The organism is Rhizobium sp. NLR8a (genome assembly GCF_019685235.1).
Lineage (GTDB): Bacteria > Pseudomonadota > Alphaproteobacteria > Rhizobiales > Rhizobiaceae > Rhizobium.
Genome location: NZ_JABDWI010000006.1, coordinates 38988 through 54871, shown reverse-complemented (window position 1 = coordinate 54871; position 15884 = coordinate 38988). Strand labels below are relative to the sequence as shown.

The window sequence follows — 15884 nt, the reverse complement described above, 5'->3', positions numbered from 1 at the left end:
CCGATATCGCCTTTCTGATAAATGAATTTGCGAAACCGGGTTTTTCGCGTCACTTTTTCAGCCGGGAACAAATTGCCACAAAGTGGCACCAAACCGGGAGACGAACGATGACGAATCTGTTGAAATCCTGCACGGCAGCGCTCGCCTGCCTGAGCTTCGCGACACAGGTGGTCGCCGCCGAACCGCTGAAGGCCTTGGGCAAGGGGGAAGGCGCGGTCAGCATCGTCGCTTGGGCCGGCTACATCGAACGCGGCGAAACCGACAAGAATTACGACTGGGTCACCGGCTTCGAAAAGGAGACCGGCTGCAAAGTGTCCGTCAAGACGGCCGCCACGTCCGATGAAATGGTGTCGCTGATGAACGAGGGCGGTTTCGATCTCGTCACCGCATCTGGTGACGCGTCGCTCCGCCTCATTGCCGGCAAGCGTGTCCAGCCGATCAATACCGATCTGATTTCGAGCTTCAAAAATGTCGACAAGCGCCTGCAGGAGGGCCCGTGGTACACGGTCGGCGGCGTACATTACGGCGTGCCCTATCTCTGGGGACCGAACGTGCTGATGTACAATACCGATGCCTTCAAGGACAAGGCGCCGACCAGTTGGGGCGTCGTCTTCGAGGAGCAGACCCTGCCGGACGGCAAGTCGAACAAGGGCCGCGTGCAGGCCTATGACGGCGCGATCTATATCGCCGATGCGGCCATGTATCTGATGGCCCACAAGCCGGATCTCGGCATCAAGGACCCGTATGAACTCACCGAAGACCAGTACAAGGCCGCTCTCGACCTTTTGCGCGGCCAGCGCAAGCTCGTCTCGCGCTACTGGCACGACGCGATGATCCAGATCGACGACTTCAAGAATGAAGGTGTCGTCGCCTCCGGCTCCTGGCCCTTCCAGGTCAACCTGCTGCAGGCCGACAAGCAGAAGATCGCCTCCACCTTCCCGGATGAAGGCGTCACCGGCTGGGCCGACACGACAATGCTGCACGCCGACAGCGAACATCCGAACTGCGCCTACATGTGGATGGAACATTCCCTTCAGGCCAAGGTCCAGGGCGACGCCGCCGCCTGGTTCGGCGCCGTGCCCTCCGTTCCCGCCGCCTGCAAGGGCAACGAGCTGATGGGCGAAACCGGCTGCGCCACCAACGGCTTCGATCACTTTGACAAGATCAAGTTCTGGAAGACCCCGGTCGCCAAATGCGCAACGCAGAACGAATGCGTGCCCTATCACCGCTGGGTGTCGGATTACATCGGCGTGATCGGCGGACGGTGAGCCGATCCGATCGTATGCGTAAGAATCCCTCCCCAACCCCTCCCCACAAGGGGGAGCGGCTAAGAGTGGCACCGCCAAATCTGCCGAAACACCAAGGTATTTGCGAAGGGGTACGGCGGGTTAAGCCCCTCCCCCTTGGGGAGGGGCTTGGTGCGGGGTCTATATTGGCCAGGACCAAGCCCTCTTTAAACAGACAAGACCCGGAGTCCTCTCATGACGTCAGCCGTCCGTTTCCAGCAGGTATCGCGCCATTTCGGCCAGGTCCGCGCCGTCGACGGTGTCGATCTCGAGATCGCGCCGGGCGAGTTCTTCGCCATGCTCGGGCCGTCCGGTTCCGGCAAGACGACGTGCCTCAGATTGATCGCCGGCTTCGAACAGCCGACATCAGGCCACATCCAGATTTTCGGAGAGACGGCCGACGGCATTCCGCCCTACCGCCGCAACGTCAACACCGTCTTCCAGGATTACGCGCTCTTCCCGCATCTCAACATTCTCGACAATGTCGCCTACGGGCTGATGGTCAAGGGCGTCGGCAAGGCGGAGCGGAAGAAGGCGGCGAGCGATGCCCTCGAACTTGTCAAGCTGCCGGGCTACGGCGCTCGCCGCCCCGGCCAGCTCTCCGGCGGCCAGCGGCAGCGCGTGGCGCTCGCCCGCGCGCTGGTCAATAAGCCGAAGGTGCTGCTGCTCGACGAGCCGCTCGGTGCGCTGGACCTGAAGCTGCGCGAGCAGATGCAGGAGGAATTGAAGAGCCTGCAGCGCGCGCTCGGCATCACCTTTGTCTTCGTCACCCATGATCAAGGCGAGGCGCTGTCGATGGCCGATCGCGTCGCTGTCTTCAACAATGGCAATATCGTCCAGCACGGCACGCCGCAAGATATCTACCGCTGCCCGAAGACCCGCTTCGTCGCCGATTTCGTCGGCTCGTCAAATGTGATCGCGCCTGATCTGATGGCCGCGCTCGGCGGCGAGAAACGCTGGGCGAGCCTGCGCCCCGAGGCGATCCGGCTGGCAAGCGATGGCATCGAGGCGAAGGTCAAGCATGCGAGCTTCCTCGGCGCCGCCACCCGTCTCAGCGTCGATCTGAGCGGCAGCCGGCTGCATGTCACGCTGCCGGCAGGCACGCCTGTGCCGGATGTCGGCGCCGGCATCCGGCTCACCTGGCAGCCCGCCGATATCCACTACATGGACGATGTGGCATGACGGCACTCATCATCTCCGACGGCAAGACATCGATCCTTCCGGCACGCCGCGGCGTCTTCGGCCGAATGTCGGATGCCTTCTGGCGACACCCGAAACTGCTGCTCTTCCTGATGCTGACGCCACCGCTGCTTTGGCTCGGCATCATCTATATCGGCTCGCTGATCGCCCTGCTTCTGCAGAGTTTCTTCTCGATCGACGATTTCTCCGGACTGGTGAATTACGAATTCACCCTTGCGACCTACGCCCAGCTTCTGAGCCCGACGAACTTCGACATCATCATCCGCACCGTCATGATGGCCGCGTTCGTCACCATCGCTTCTGCATTGATCGCCTTCCCGATCGCCTACTACGCGGCGCGTTATGCGCAGGGCAAATGGAAGGTGCTGTTCTATCTCGGCGTCATGCTGCCGCTCTGGTCGAGCTATCTCGTCAAGATCTACGCCTGGAAGCTGATCCTCGCCAAGGAAGGCATCCTGACCTGGATCTTCGAACAGCTCCATCTCTCCTGGCTTCTCCAGGGCGTCTTGAACCTGCCCGTCGTCGGCGGCAATTCGCTTTCGGTCAGCTACCTCGGCACCTTCATCGTCTTTGTCTATATCTGGCTGCCCTACATGATCCTGCCAACGCAGGCCGCGCTCGAGCGTGTGCCCGGCAACCTGATCGAGGCCTCGGCGGATCTCGGCGCGACACCGCGCCAGACCTTCCGCACCGTGCTGTTGCCCTTGGCGCTGCCGGGCATCGTCGCCGGTTCGATTTTCACCTTTTCGCTGACCCTCGGCGATTACATCATCCCACAGATCATCGGCTCGTCCAGGCTGTTCATCGGCCAGGCCGTTTATGCGCAGCAGGGAACCGCCGGCAACGTGCCGCTGGCGGCCGCCTTCTCGGTCGTGCCAATCGTCATCATGGCGCTTTATCTGTCGCTCGCCAAAAGACTGGGGGCCTTCGATGCGCTCTGACCTCAAGACATCGCCGCTGCCCCTGAAGATCGCCGCCGCAGGCGGGCTGCTCTTCCTGCACCTGCCGATCCTGCTGATCTTCGTCTATGCCTTCACGACGGAGGAGAAGAGCTATCAGTGGCCGCCACCCGCGTTGACGCTGCAATGGTTCGCCGTTGCCTGGAATCGGCCAGACGTCTGGTCGGCGCTCGGCCTTTCCGTGCAGGTCGCCGTCATCGCCACCGCGATCGCGCTCATCCTCGGCACGCTCTGTGCCGCGGCCGTCAGCCAGACGAAGTTCTTCGGCCGCGAGGCGATCTCGCTGCTGGTCATCCTGCCGATCGCGCTTCCCGGCATCATCACCGGCATAGCGCTGCGCTCCGCCTTCAGCCTCTTCGACATCCCGTTCTCGGTCTGGACCATCGTGCTCGGCCACGCCACTTTCTGCGTGGTGGTCGTCTACAACAACGCCGTCGCCCGCTTCCGCCGCACCTCCGGCTCGCTGATCGAAGCCTCGATGGATCTCGGCGCCGACGGCTTCCAGACCTTCCGCCATGTCATCCTGCCGAATATCGGCACCGCCTTGCTTGCCGGCGGCATGCTCGCTTTTGCCCTGTCCTTCGATGAGGTCATCGTCACCACCTTCACCGGCGGTCAGCAATCGACCCTACCGATCTGGATGCTCGAAGAACTCATCCGCCCGCGCCAGCGCCCCGTCACCAATGTGGTCGCCATGGTCGTGGTGCTCGTCACCTTCCTGCCGATCCTGGCAGCCTATTACCTCACCCGCGACGGCGACCAGATCGCCGGCGCCGGCAAATAACAGGGAGAACATCATGGATACGCAAATGTTGATCGGTTCCCGCTTCGAAAAAGGCACGGAGACGGAAGAGCACATCCTGAACCCGAAAACTGGCGAGACGGTCACCGACCTTCCCGAAGCCTCGCTCTCCCAGGTCGATGCCGCCGTCGATGCCGCCGAAAAAGCCTTCAAGAGCTGGTCGCAGACGACGCCTTCCGAACGCTCGAGTTACCTGCTGAAGATCGCCGACGCTATCGAGAAGGATGCCGCCGGTTTCGCCGCGCTGGAAGCGCTGAACTGCGGCAAGCCGATCAATTCAGTGCTGAACGATGAAATCCCGGCGATCGTCGATTGTTACCGCTTCTTCGCGGGGGCAGTGCGCAACCTGCACGGACCGGCCGCGGGCGAATACCTGCCCGGCCACACCTCGATGATCCGCCGTGATCCAATCGGCATCGTCGGCTCGATCGCGCCGTGGAACTATCCGTTGATGATGATGGCCTGGAAGCTGGCGCCGGCAATCGCCGGCGGCAATACCGTCGTCTTCAAGCCGTCGGAGCAGACGCCGCTGACCGCGCTGAAGATGGCGAAGCTGCTTTCCGACATCCTGCCCGAAGGCGTCGTCAATGTCATCCTCGGCCGCGGCGAAAGCGTCGGCAATGCGCTGATCAACCATGCCAAGGTCAACATGGTCTCGATAACAGGCGATGTCGCCACCGGCAAGAAGGTGCTGCAGGCCGCCGCCAAGACCGTGAAGCGTACTCATCTGGAACTCGGCGGCAAGGCCCCGGTTATCATCTTCGACGACGCCGACATCGATGCCGTCGTCGCCGGCATCCGCACCTTCGGCTATTACAATGCCGGTCAGGACTGCACCGCGGCCTGCCGCATCTATGCTGACGCCAAGGTCTACGACAATTTCGTCGCAGATCTCTCTTCGGCCGTCTCAAGCATCCGCTTCAACCAGGCCGACGATACCGAAAACGAGATCGGTCCGCTGATCTCCAGGCGCCAGCGTGACCGCGTCGAAAGCTTCGTCGCCCGCGCTTCCGAGCACAAGCACATGGAAATCACCACCGGCGGCAAGGTCTCCGGCGACAAGGGCTTCTTCTTCACCCCGACCGTCATATCAGGCGCCCTGCAGGACGACGAGATCGTCCGTCGTGAGGTCTTCGGCCCGGTCGTCTCGGTCACCCGCTTCTCCGACGCCGATGATGCCATCGCCTGGGCGAACGACAGCGATTACGGCCTCGCCTCCTCGGTCTGGACCAGGGATATCGGCCGCGGCATGAAGACCGCCGCCCGCCTGCAATATGGCTGCACCTGGATCAACACCCATTTCATGCTGGTCAACGAGATGCCGCATGGCGGCCTCAAACAGTCGGGCTACGGCAAGGACATGTCGGTCTATGCGCTGGAGGATTATACCGCCGTGCGTCACGTGATGATCAATCATGGCTGACGGTGAAACCGGCAGGATTATAGAGGCCAATGGCAGAGAACATCATCCGATTTCGCGCGTAGTGGAACAATTTCCCGGTTGCCGCGTCTTCTCAGGCAAACGCAAAGGATGATGTGTCATGCTGAAATGGGCTCTGATATTCTTCGTTATTTCGATCATCGCCGGCTTCTTTGGCTTCTCCGGCGTTTCCGCCGCCACAGCGACCATCGCCCGCGTGCTCTTCGGTATCGCGCTGGTGATTTTCCTGATCTTCCTGGTTCTGGCGTTGATGGCCGGCCAGGCGGTCTTGTAACCGAGCACCGCACAACCCGGAGCAATTCCGCGGCTCGGAGCCGCGGAATGTTCATGGCGCGCAAAAGCTTGCAGCCAATTGGCTACATCATCGCCCTCAGCCAGGGATGAAGGCTGCTACCCCGCTTTCTCAGCAGGTTGTCGACCGATATCGACCCCGCCCCCGAAGCCACCAGGACGAACACGCCGCCGGCAATCGCCAGATCCTTCTCGAAATGCAGGAGCTCGTTCTGGCTGTCAAAATTCGTGTGAAACATCAAGGCGGTCGCCAGGCAGAAGAAGGCCAGCGCTAACGCGCCAAGCCGACTGAGGAAACCCGCGGCAATGGAAAGGCCGGCGCCGAGCTGAAGTGCTATGACAGCAAATGCAACCGGCGTGGCAAGCCCCAGTTTTGCGAAAGTGTCGACGGTCGCGCTGATATCTGATGCGAGCACCGAACCTTCATGCAGGAAGATCAGCGACAGGAGCAGCCTGCCCAGGAGAAGAATGAAATCGGCCAGTTGAGACCGGCTTGCGGCGCTATCCATTACACCCTCCGATTTGCAGAGAACAGGCGGCTTGGCCGCCCGTTCTCACGTTCATGGACTCGTCAGTTGCCACCCTTGGCAGCGATGGCCTTTTGCAGGTCTTCGAGTTCTTCACAGCCGCTTGGGCAAAGTTGCTTCAGCGATGATAGCTGCTCCTCCGCCTTCGCCATCTCGCCCGTTTCGGCAAAGAGCTCGCCGAGATATTCACGCGCAGCCTTGTGATCGGGTTGAAGCTCAAGTGCTTTGGTGTAGTAGGTCAGCGACGTTCTGTAGTCGCCGGTCTTGCGCAGCGTATACCCCATAAGATTATAGACATCTGCCTGTTGATTGTCTTCGGCAAGACCGCGAAGCTCCGCCAGGGCGCCGGCATAATCCTTGGCATCGATCTTGGCGCGTACCGACGTCAAATCGGGAGCGTCCGTCGATTCCATATTATCGACAGCAAAAGCGGGAAGCGCCGTCACCGCGGAGAAGCCCGCGGATATGGCGCAGAGCCAGATGAATCCGAGAATGAGATATTTCATCATGATGATCTCCATTCGGCCTTTCAGGCCTGGACTGTCGGCGTAAAGCCATAGGCGCTTCCGTCCTTGACGAAGGTGCCCGAGCCGGGGAAGGGGAAATGCGAGCCGCAAATGGCGATATTGTCGGCAATGATGCGGTCGATGAGACGGCGGCGGGTGTCGATGGCCGCCGGCCCATCCTGATCATAACTGCCCTGCCAGTCGGGGTGCGGCGCAAGCAGCGCCGGCACGTACATGATATCGGCCGAGACAAGCAGTTGCTTGCTGCCGGAGGCGACAAGATAGGTCGAATGACCCGGTGTATGGCCTGGCGCAGCAAGAAGCCGAACGCCGGGCGCAACCTCGGCACCCTCGTCCACCAGTTTCCAGTTCTTCCATTTCGGAAAGACCTCGGCGATGCGCTTGCCGGCCGGCCTGCGGCCTTCGGCAAGCTTCTCGACCCGGCCGGGCTCCGTCCACCAGTTATATTCGATGGCATTGACGATGAGTTCGGCGTTCGGAAAGACGGGATCGTTCGTTCCCTTTTCCATCAATCCCCAGACGTGATCCGGGTGGAAATGCGAGAGCATGATCGTGTCGATCCTCTTATAATCGATGCCGGCGGCTGCCATATTCGCCGGCAGATGTGTGGCATTTGCCTGCCATTGACCGACGCCCGAGCCGGCGTCCATCATGATCAGCCGGTTGCCGAGTTTCAGGACGACCACCGTCAGCGGGATCGGCATGAATTCGGTCGTAAGCCCTGCCTTGAAAAGCGCTTCCTTGGTATCCTCGATCGAGGCATTCTTGATGAAGGTCGGGTCATGCGGTTTTTTCCAGATTCCGTCGTAGACCGCCGTGACCTCGACATCGCCGACCTGATATTTGTAGAAGCCGACGGTCGGCTCCAGCGTTGTTGCGGCGAGCGCCGGCCCGACGAATTCGAGCTTCGACGACAGCCCGAATGCAGCTGCCGCGGCAGCCGATCCAAGGACGGCGCGACGTGACATGTTAAACATGGATATGCCTCCTCTTGTCGATGAGATTTCAGCTGGCGAAGACCGCAATTATTCGGATTCCCTCGCTGATGAACTAGATCGCCAGCCGGACGCGCTTATTCCCGATCTCGAGCGTCGTTTGTTCAAGCGCTTGAAAAGACATCGTCATTTCTATCGCCCCGGCCGGCTGTCCGGCCACGTGCCAATAAATTGGCTTCGGTTGGAATAAAACCGCGTGCCGGTCGGTCTAGACGGCAAGGGACCGCACTCCATGCCTGAGGATCTCGCTTTTAAATTCGGCTACTATTGAGGCAGGGGAGGATGATGACAGACGCTCAGATCACCAATCCCATCGGATCAAACGAGTGGTTGCCGTTGGCGTGGCGACATTGGAAGGACCGTCTTCGACCATCGCCGCTGGCCTTGCTTCTCGACAGCGCAGCGCGGTTGTTCCACCCTATGGTCTCGGAAAAGTCGAGCGGCGAGCAGGTTGCTTCGGCGGCCGATGTGAGCGCGCAGCGTGAACTCATGCAGCGCTTTCAGAACTTGATCGTTCCGCACCTTGACGCTGCCTATAATTTTGCCCGCTTCCTCAGCCGCGACGCGGATGCGGCGCAAGATATCGTCCAGGATGCATTCCTGCGTGCCTTCCGCAACTTCGATAGCTATCGCGGTGGCGATCCGCGCGCCTGGCTCTTTGCCATCGTGAGAAACTGTTGCCATGCCTGGCGCCAGCAGGATCGCCGCAAGGCGCGGTTCGAGCGGCATCTGAGTGATGGCGACGACGATGAAACAGGTGAGAACGAGATCGCCTCGGAGGAGGATTCGCCAGAGGCGGCGACGATCCGGCGAAGTGAACAGCAGCGCGTGCGCGCTGTCATTAGTCGGCTCCCCGAGGCAATGCGGGAAATCCTCGTCTTGCGGGAGCTTGAGGATCTCTCCTACCGGCAGATCGCCGAAATCATCGACGCGCCGATCGGCACTGTCATGTCGAGGCTTGCAAGGGCGCGGCATGAATTTGGTGAAGCCTGGCACGCATGCGACAAAGGCGAGATTGCAGGATGAGCGACACGCACCAAAAAGGCTGCCCGGAATGGCGTGTCATGCTGCATGGCTTTGTCGATGGCGAACTCGATTCAGACCACGCGGCACAATTCGAGGATCATCTTGCTGCCTGTACGGATTGCAGAGCGGAGGTGGAAAGGGTTCAGGCCGTGAGAGAGATCATCGATCAAGATGGCGTCAAATGGCGGCCGCCCGAAGCGCTGCGTTCACATGTCCTGTCGATGCTGTCGTTTGAACAGGCGACAACATCCGGCCTGCCGTTGCCACGCCGGGTGGCCGGATGGCGCCGCGCCCTGGTTTTCTTCCGGCAATGGAGCTTCGTTCCTTCACTCGCGGCATTGGCGGTCGGCGCCTTCCTGTTCGTCAACGCACCGTCTCAGACCGCGCTTCTGCAGGAACAGATCCTTTCAAGCCATATCAGGTCGATGATGGCCGACCATCTGACCGACGTGCTGACCTCGGATCAGCATACGGTAAAACCGTGGTTCAACGGCAAGCTCGATTTTTCACCGCCGGTCAGCGACCTATCCAAGGACGGCTTTCCACTGATCGGCGGGCGGGTCGACTATCTCGGTGGTCGCGCCGTTGCGGCCCTCGTCTATCGGCGCCACGGCCATGTCATCAACCTGTTCGTTTGGCCCGCAGGATCGGCCGCAGAGACGACAGCCGTGCATGACGGCTACAATATGGAGCAATGGTCGGATGGCGGGCTCGTTTTCTCAGCGATTTCAGATGTCGCCGCCGGCGATCTGGCCGAGTTCGAGGCGCTCTTCAGGAAGGCGGCAAGGGGTTAAAGCAGGCTTGCGCCGACATTGATCGCCAGCGCCAGGATCGTCGTGTTGAACAGGAACGACAGCACGGCATGCAGCAATGTTAGCTTGCGCATGCTGGTCGAACTGACCCCGACATCCGCGGTCTGCGCGGCAACGCCGATGGTGAAGGAGAAATAGAGGAAGTCCCAATAGCCGGGCTCTTCGATTCCGTCGGGAAATTTGAGGCCGCTCTCTTCGTCCGCCCCGCCATAAAAGTAATGGGCATAGTGGATGGTGAAAAGCGTATGCAGAAAAATCCAGGAGATCAGGATCGTCAGCACCGCGGCACCCGCCCGCGTCAGCGCGACGTCAGGTGGCGCCTCCTTGATCGAATGAAGCTCGGTGCCGATGCCGGCGATGCTCGCAAGCGCAGCGCCGATCGAAAGGGACAGCAAAACGGTATCCGAAAAATCGAGATCGGCGGAGCGTTTCCGGATCGTTTCGACCGTCGCCCGCAGCATCTTGCGCCAGCTGAGCGCGACAAAAACAATGGCGCTGATATTCCAGCCGAACAGGATATTGCCGGCGCTGACCTCCCGCGAGGTGACAGCCAAGAAGACCACCAGTCCAGCAACAGCGGCGATGATGAAGCTTGCGTGCTTGCGGGCAAGTGCAAGTGCCACAGGCGAACTTGCCGGTTCCTCCTCCGCCATATCGGTCTCCGACAGCATATGTCATTGATAAGAGCATGAAAAAGGCGCGGTTGCCAGCCGGCATCCGCGCCTTCGATCCTTGAGGTGCTCTATCACGCGGCGGCGAGCTGCAGTTCCTTCTGCACCATGGTGCGCAGCGTCGTCAGGTCTTTGGCGAAGGCGCGGATGCCTTCGGCGAGCTTTTCCGTCGCCATCGCGTCCTCGTTCATCATCCAGCGGAAGGTCTTTTCGTCGACCGAGACCTTGGCATCGGGTTTGCGGCTTTCCGGCGAGAGCTTGCGCTCCAGTTTGCCGTCATCCTTGGAAAGTTCGTCGAGCAGCGCCGGGCTGATGGTCAGCCGGTCGCAGCCGGCAAGGGCTTCGATCTCGCCGGCGTTGCGGAAGGAGGCACCCATGACGATCGTCTTGATATCGTTCGCCTTGTAGTAATTGTAGATCTCGCGAACGGAGATGACGCCCGGATCTTCCTCGGCGGTGTAGTCCTTGCCGGTCGACTTCTTGTACCAGTCGAGGATGCGGCCGACGAAGGGGGAGATCAGGAACACCTTGGCATCGGCGCAAGCAATCGCCTGGGCCTTGCTGAACAGAAGCGTCAGATTGCAGTCGATGCCTTCCTTCTGCAGCACTTCCGCGGCACGAATGCCTTCCCAGGTGGAAGCGAGCTTGATGAGGATGCGGTCCCGATCGATGCCGCGGTCCTTGTAGGCGGCGATGATCGAACGTGCCTTGGCAAGCGAAGCCTCGGTATCGAAGGAGAGATCGGCGTCGACCTCGGTCGAGACGCGGCCCGGGACGAGCTTCACCAGCGCGGCGCCGACGGATATCGCGAGGCGATCGGCGACGGCCGAGGAGACCGCTTCCGGATTGCCGCCCTGCTTCTTGCCCCAGGCGACGGCTTCCTTGATGGCGTCGGCAAACATCGGCGTACCCAATGCCTTCAGCACGATGCTCGGATTGGTCGTGCAATCCACAGGCTTCAGGCGCGCGACAGCCTCGATGTCGCCGGTATCCGCGACGACGGTGGTAATCTCGCGAAGTTGGTCAAGCTTGGATGTCATGGTCAATAATCCTTGTTGAACTTGGGCTGCGGGGCCGGCGCGTTCCGCCCGGCAAAGGTGATTTGGGGACAAACGGCCTGCATCCAGCGGTGAAGGACAGGCGCAACCGTCACGGATGATTCATAAACGTGAAGCACACTGGCCATGTTCCTGATGCAGTCGAACGGCTCCTCGAACACAAGCGGGGTCGCCTGCGGCTCGGAGACCGATCGTGACTTTCGGCATGCCCGCACTATGTCCTCCTCGAACGGGACAGGGACGACTTCGTGTCGCGAGGACTATCGCCGTTCGCGCAAGGAAAAGTCAAGGACATTTGTGCATTCCGATTGACATAAGTGTCACACCCGTCATTATCCCGGCGACAAACGCACAGGCGCAGCCTTTCGTCCCACAAGGGACTTAGGGCGAAAATCCTGCGGGAGGAGACGTGGTCAAGCTCAAACGCGGCACCCATACCGCCTATTCGGAAGCGTCCTCGCTGCGGCTGAGGGCCGCATGGCTCTATTACAATGAAGGCCTGACCCAGAAAGACGTCGCCGAACAGCTCGGCATCAGCCGGACAACGGTGATCCGCCTGCTCGACGAGTCGATGAAACGCAGCGAAGTCCAGATCTGGATCAACGATTCGATCGGCGAATGCGTCGAGCTGTCCGTCAAGCTGGAGCGCGCCTATGGCCTTGACGAGGCGATCGTCGTGCCTGCGCCGGTTCATTGCGATGTCGATTCGCTGGCAAAGAATGTCGGCTTGGCGCTTGGCCAGTTCCTCTCCGAAGCCATCCCCGACGACTATACAATCGGCGTCGGCTGGGGCCGCACCATGACCGCTTCGCTGGCGAGCTTCCGGCCGCCACGCCGCGCCAATTGCAAGGTCGTTTCGCTGCTCGGCGGCATCGTTGCCGTGCACCAGACGAACCCGATCGATTACACCTGGCGGCTGGCCAATCAGCTCGGCGCCGAATGTTACATGTTCCTGGCGCCGCTTCTCGTCGATTCCATCGAAACCAAACGCAATCTGATCGACAAATGCGGGTTGGACACGATTTACCGTCTCGCCGAGAACCTCGATCTCGCGATCGTCAGCTGCGGTGATATCGGGCCGCACTCGACCTCGCTATCGGAAGGCTGGATATCGAAGGCCGAGTTGCGCGAGCTGATCAATGCCGGCTGCGTCTGCGACACCATGTTCAACTTCCTCGACAGGGACGGCAATTCGGTCGACCACTCGATCAACCAGCGCGTGATGTCCGTCGACCTCGATATGTTGAAAGAGGCCAAGCACATCGTGCTTTCCTCCGGCGGCGCCCACCGGGCCACCGCCATCCGCGCCACGATCAAGCGCATCGGCTGCAATACGCTGATCACCGATGAAGGTGCGGCGCGAGCATTGCTTGATCTGGCCGAACAGGCCTGAAGCGCGCCGTGATCTTTCAGGTCGGCTTGCCGCGCCTCATGCCGTGCTTTTTAGCAAGGCATGCTTTACGCATGCGCCGATTCCCAGCCGAGCATCGCCCGTTTGCGTGTGAGGCCCCAGTGGTAACCCGTCAACGCCCCGTTCTTGCCGAGCGCCCGGTGGCAAGGCACCACGAAGGAGATCGGATTTGCGCCCACCGCCGCGCCGACAGCGCGCTGCGCCGTCGGCCGGCCGATATCGTTGGCGATGTCGGAATAGGTGACCGCCTTGCCGAACGGTATCTTCATGAGGCTCTGCCAGACGCGCACCTGGAAGTCCGTGCCGATCAGTACGACGCGGAGCGGCTGCTCGGAAGACCATTTTCCGGGTTGGAAGATGCGGGCGGCATAGGGCATCGTCGCCTGCAGATCTTCGATGTATTCGGCATTCGGCCAGCGGCCGGTCATGTCCTCGAGGCAAGCCCTTTCACCGCCGGAATCGCTGAAGGCAAGGCCGGCAAGACCGCGATCGGTCACCATGATCAGCGCCACGCCGAAGGGGCAGATGTGGAAGCCGTAGCGGATGGAGAGGCCGCCGCCTTTTGCCTTCCATTCGCCGGGTGACATCGCCTCATGGGTCACGAAAAGGTCATGCAGGCGGCTCGGCCCGGAGAGGCCGACTTCGATCGACGTCTCGAGCAACGGCATGTCTTCCTTGCGCAGCAGCCGCTTGGCGTGGTCGAGCGTCACCGCCTGCAGGAAACCTTTCGGCGAGAGGCCAGCCCAGCGGGTGAAGGTCTTCTGCAATTGCGTCGGCGACTGGTTGAGCCTAGCGGCGATCGCCTCCAGCGACGGCTGATCGCGATAATCCTCGGTGATGAGTTCGATGACCCGACGGACGATATCATAATCAGGGCCGTCAGGCGTGATGTCGGTCTGCAGGTTCGCGATCATATCCATGGTCTTTCTCCTTGTAACAAGGAGATAATCAATAGGCGGAGCGTAAACCACCCGATTCTTGCGCGCTCGCCTGATAGGCTCAGATACGGTGTTTGACCGTGGCGAGCGCGCCTTTGAAGGCCTTGGCGAAACTTTCGCGGTCGTCAGGATTGAGGAAGGAGCCGATATCCGTGCGCCGGCCCTCGCCGAAAATATGCATGGAGAGGATGCCGATCTCCTGGTGCCTTCGGACGAGGAACCGCGCCCAGAACGGGTTGAAATGATGCTCCACGATCCGCCCCGATGGGGCAACCTTGCGCACCGATACGTCCGTGCGCGACACGGTGACTTGTTCGCGCACCCGTCCGGAGCGGTAATTCAGCCAGAAGGCGCCGTAAAGAAGCGCGAAATCCAATCCGAAGAAGAAGCCGATCGGCCAGGCGCCGCTGGCGATGAAGAACATCCCGTAGAGGAAGCATACGGCGCCGGACAGAATGAGCAGCACCTTGAAGCCCCGGCGGCCGAGCGACCGGTGGGGGAAGAGCTCGGCGGCGAAAACAGGCTGCTCGTTGGAGCTGTTGGCGTTGCTTTCCATCATGACCGCTGAGTATAGAGTTTCTATGGCGAATCCGAAACTCAAATCCCTGCCGCAAGGCACGAACATGATCACCCGCCGCAAACCGGCGGCGGCGGTCAAAACCGCCTATTCGCCGGCTGAACGCGAGGAAATCTTCCGTCGCTTTTCGGTGCAGCGGCCCGAGCCGCGGGGCGAGCTGGAGCACACCAACCCTTTCACCCTTGTCGTGGCGGTGGCTCTCTCCGCCCAGGCCACCGATGCCGGTGTCAACAAGGCGACGCGGGCGCTCTTCAAGGTGGCCGATACGCCGCAGAAAATGCTCGATCTCGGCGAGGACAAGCTTCGCAATTACATCAAGACGATCGGCCTTTACCGCAACAAGGCGAAAAACGTCATCGCGCTCTCGCAAATGCTGGTCGACGACTTCGCCGGCAAGGTGCCGGAAACGCGTGAGGAACTGGTTCGCCTGCCTGGCGTCGGCCGCAAAACTGCCAATGTCGTGCTGTCCATGGCCTTTGGCCAGGCCACCATGGCCGTCGACACGCACATCTTCCGGATCGCCAATCGCATCAGGCTTGCTCCCGGCAAGACACCGGATGAAGTCGAAGCGCGATTGATGAAAGTGGTGCCGAAACACTACCTCTATCACGCCCATCACTGGCTGATCCTCCACGGGCGTTACACCTGCAAGGCACGCCGACCCGAATGCGAGTGCTGCGTCATCGCCGACATTTGCAAATCGTCGGAGAAGAGCTCGGACGTGCCGGCCCCACTCGTCGAGCTACCGCCGCAGGTGATTGGCGAGGCCGTCGAGTAAAGCAGCGATTGCCTGCTCGTAACTCCGCCGTTCGGCACCCGCTTCGATCGCCAGCGCAGCGCGGTCGAAGGCCGCCGATAGCAGCAATGCCAGAGGCTCGAGCGCAGCGCCGGCTCTCGGAAACATGGCTGCAAGTCCTGCCCGCAAGGTCGTTTCGGCATTGTCAGCATCGATCGCCTGAGTCGCCGCCAGACCAAGAACGGCGGGCGCTTCGATCAGCAGCAGCCGCGTGCGGCCCTCTGCCATCATCGCATTGAAATAGGCCGCAGCGCCCGCAGTCAGCGCGTCGCGCGGCGTATCATCGGGTGTCGAAGATGCCGCGATCGCTTCGGCAACTGCGCGCGCCTCGGCTTCGACGACCGCGCGAAACAGCGCCTTCTTGTCCTCGAAATGATGATAGAGCGCTCCGCGCGTCATACCCGCCGCCGCTGCGATCTCCGGCGTCGCCGTTTCGGCATACCCCTTTTCGACGAAGAGGCGTCGTCCGGCATCGATCAGCGCCTTTTTTGTCTGTTCCGTTCTTTGGCGATTGCTGCGGCTCATTTCTCCCATTTACATACAAACAGCCTGTATGTTAAGAACAAA

At 60.9% G+C, this 15884-nt stretch carries 19 protein-coding genes; 11 read left to right on the top strand and 8 right to left on the bottom strand.

Features of this window, described 5'->3' with window-relative positions:
- The first annotated feature begins 107 nt into the window (after nt 1-107).
- From HJC04_RS12650 to HJC04_RS12625, 6 genes are all read left to right on the top strand, one after another.
- Nucleotides 108-1268: an ABC transporter substrate-binding protein gene (locus HJC04_RS12650; RefSeq protein ID WP_210629769.1), complete on the top strand. Its 1161-nt coding sequence runs from the start codon at nt 108-110 to the stop codon at nt 1266-1268.
- Between the two features lie 213 nt (nt 1269-1481).
- Complete coding sequence (locus tag HJC04_RS12645) at nt 1482-2468, top strand: ABC transporter ATP-binding protein (RefSeq protein WP_210629768.1); 987 nt, start codon at nt 1482-1484, stop codon at nt 2466-2468.
- The gene (locus HJC04_RS12640; RefSeq protein ID WP_221146356.1) at nt 2465-3427 is read left to right on the top strand and encodes an ABC transporter permease; all 963 of its coding nucleotides are present in this window, start codon (nt 2465-2467) and stop codon (nt 3425-3427) included. The genes HJC04_RS12645 and HJC04_RS12640 overlap by 4 nt, the downstream gene beginning before the upstream one ends.
- Entirely contained in the window at nt 3417-4229 is an 813-nt protein-coding gene (locus tag HJC04_RS12635) for an ABC transporter permease (protein WP_210629766.1), read from the top strand. The genes HJC04_RS12640 and HJC04_RS12635 overlap by 11 nt, the downstream gene beginning before the upstream one ends.
- A gap of 13 nt (nt 4230-4242) precedes the next feature.
- The gene (locus tag HJC04_RS12630; RefSeq protein WP_210629765.1) at nt 4243-5670 is read left to right on the top strand and encodes a gamma-aminobutyraldehyde dehydrogenase; all 1428 of its coding nucleotides are present in this window, start codon (nt 4243-4245) and stop codon (nt 5668-5670) included.
- Between the two features lie 118 nt (nt 5671-5788).
- Complete coding sequence (locus tag HJC04_RS12625; RefSeq protein ID WP_004678026.1) at nt 5789-5962, top strand: DUF1328 domain-containing protein; 174 nt, start codon at nt 5789-5791, stop codon at nt 5960-5962.
- An 82-nt stretch (nt 5963-6044) separates the two neighbouring features.
- Here HJC04_RS12625 and HJC04_RS12620 read toward each other — a convergent pair whose 3' ends face one another.
- From HJC04_RS12620 to HJC04_RS12610, 3 genes are all read right to left on the bottom strand, one after another.
- Nucleotides 6045-6488: a DoxX family protein gene (locus tag HJC04_RS12620; RefSeq protein WP_221146354.1), complete on the bottom strand. Its 444-nt coding sequence runs from the start codon at nt 6486-6488 to the stop codon at nt 6045-6047.
- 62 nt (nt 6489-6550) lie between these two features.
- The gene (locus tag HJC04_RS12615; protein WP_221146352.1) at nt 6551-7015 is read right to left on the bottom strand and encodes a tetratricopeptide repeat protein; all 465 of its coding nucleotides are present in this window, start codon (nt 7013-7015) and stop codon (nt 6551-6553) included.
- Nucleotides 7016-7035: 20 nt separating this feature from the next.
- Nucleotides 7036-8010, bottom strand: coding sequence for an MBL fold metallo-hydrolase (locus HJC04_RS12610; protein WP_221122967.1), 975 nt, complete (start codon nt 8008-8010; stop codon nt 7036-7038).
- Here HJC04_RS12610 and HJC04_RS12605 point away from each other — a divergent pair.
- The 3 genes from HJC04_RS12605 to HJC04_RS12595 all read left to right on the top strand — a co-directional run bounded on the left by HJC04_RS12605 (nt 8000) and on the right by HJC04_RS12595 (nt 9848).
- Nucleotides 8000-8218: a hypothetical protein gene (locus tag HJC04_RS12605; protein ID WP_221146350.1), complete on the top strand. Its 219-nt coding sequence runs from the start codon at nt 8000-8002 to the stop codon at nt 8216-8218. The two genes, HJC04_RS12610 and HJC04_RS12605, sit on opposite strands and share 11 nt — an antisense overlap.
- 92 nt (nt 8219-8310) lie before the next feature.
- Nucleotides 8311-9054, top strand: a complete 744-nt coding sequence (locus tag HJC04_RS12600) for a sigma-70 family RNA polymerase sigma factor (protein WP_221124197.1) — start codon at nt 8311-8313, stop codon at nt 9052-9054.
- Nucleotides 9051-9848, top strand: coding sequence for an anti-sigma factor (locus tag HJC04_RS12595; RefSeq protein ID WP_221124196.1), 798 nt, complete (start codon nt 9051-9053; stop codon nt 9846-9848). The genes HJC04_RS12600 and HJC04_RS12595 overlap by 4 nt, the downstream gene beginning before the upstream one ends.
- On the opposite strand, the gene HJC04_RS12590 is transcribed toward HJC04_RS12595, so the two are convergent.
- Both HJC04_RS12590 and tal read right to left on the bottom strand, forming a co-directional pair.
- Nucleotides 9845-10519 carry a DUF1345 domain-containing protein gene (locus tag HJC04_RS12590; protein ID WP_210629760.1) on the bottom strand — a complete coding sequence of 225 codons (675 nt, stop codon included), beginning with the start codon at nt 10517-10519 and terminating at the stop codon, nt 9845-9847. The genes HJC04_RS12595 and HJC04_RS12590 overlap by 4 nt on opposite strands.
- 92 nt (nt 10520-10611) lie before the next feature.
- Nucleotides 10612-11577, bottom strand: a complete 966-nt coding sequence (gene tal / locus HJC04_RS12585; RefSeq protein ID WP_210629759.1) for a transaldolase — start codon at nt 11575-11577, stop codon at nt 10612-10614.
- 427 nt (nt 11578-12004) lie between these two features.
- On the opposite strand from tal, the gene HJC04_RS12580 reads away from it, so the two are divergent.
- Complete coding sequence (locus tag HJC04_RS12580) at nt 12005-12988, top strand: sugar-binding transcriptional regulator (RefSeq protein WP_210629758.1); 984 nt, start codon at nt 12005-12007, stop codon at nt 12986-12988.
- A gap of 65 nt (nt 12989-13053) precedes the next feature.
- On the opposite strand, the gene HJC04_RS12575 is transcribed toward HJC04_RS12580, so the two are convergent.
- Nucleotides 13054-13926 (bottom strand): bifunctional helix-turn-helix domain-containing protein/methylated-DNA--[protein]-cysteine S-methyltransferase, encoded by an 873-nt coding sequence (locus tag HJC04_RS12575; RefSeq protein WP_210629757.1) that lies wholly within the window; start codon nt 13924-13926, stop codon nt 13054-13056.
- Nucleotides 13927-14005: 79 nt separating this feature from the next.
- The gene (locus HJC04_RS12570) at nt 14006-14503 is read right to left on the bottom strand and encodes a DUF2244 domain-containing protein (RefSeq protein WP_221146348.1); all 498 of its coding nucleotides are present in this window, start codon (nt 14501-14503) and stop codon (nt 14006-14008) included.
- On the opposite strand from HJC04_RS12570, the gene nth reads away from it, so the two are divergent.
- Complete coding sequence (gene nth / locus HJC04_RS12565) at nt 14502-15299, top strand: endonuclease III (RefSeq protein WP_210629755.1); 798 nt, start codon at nt 14502-14504, stop codon at nt 15297-15299. The two genes, HJC04_RS12570 and nth, sit on opposite strands and share 2 nt — an antisense overlap.
- Here the strand turns inward: nth and HJC04_RS12560 are convergent.
- Nucleotides 15264-15842, bottom strand: a complete 579-nt coding sequence (locus tag HJC04_RS12560; RefSeq protein WP_210629754.1) for a TetR family transcriptional regulator — start codon at nt 15840-15842, stop codon at nt 15264-15266. The two genes, nth and HJC04_RS12560, sit on opposite strands and share 36 nt — an antisense overlap.
- Nucleotides 15843-15884 lie beyond the last annotated feature (42 nt).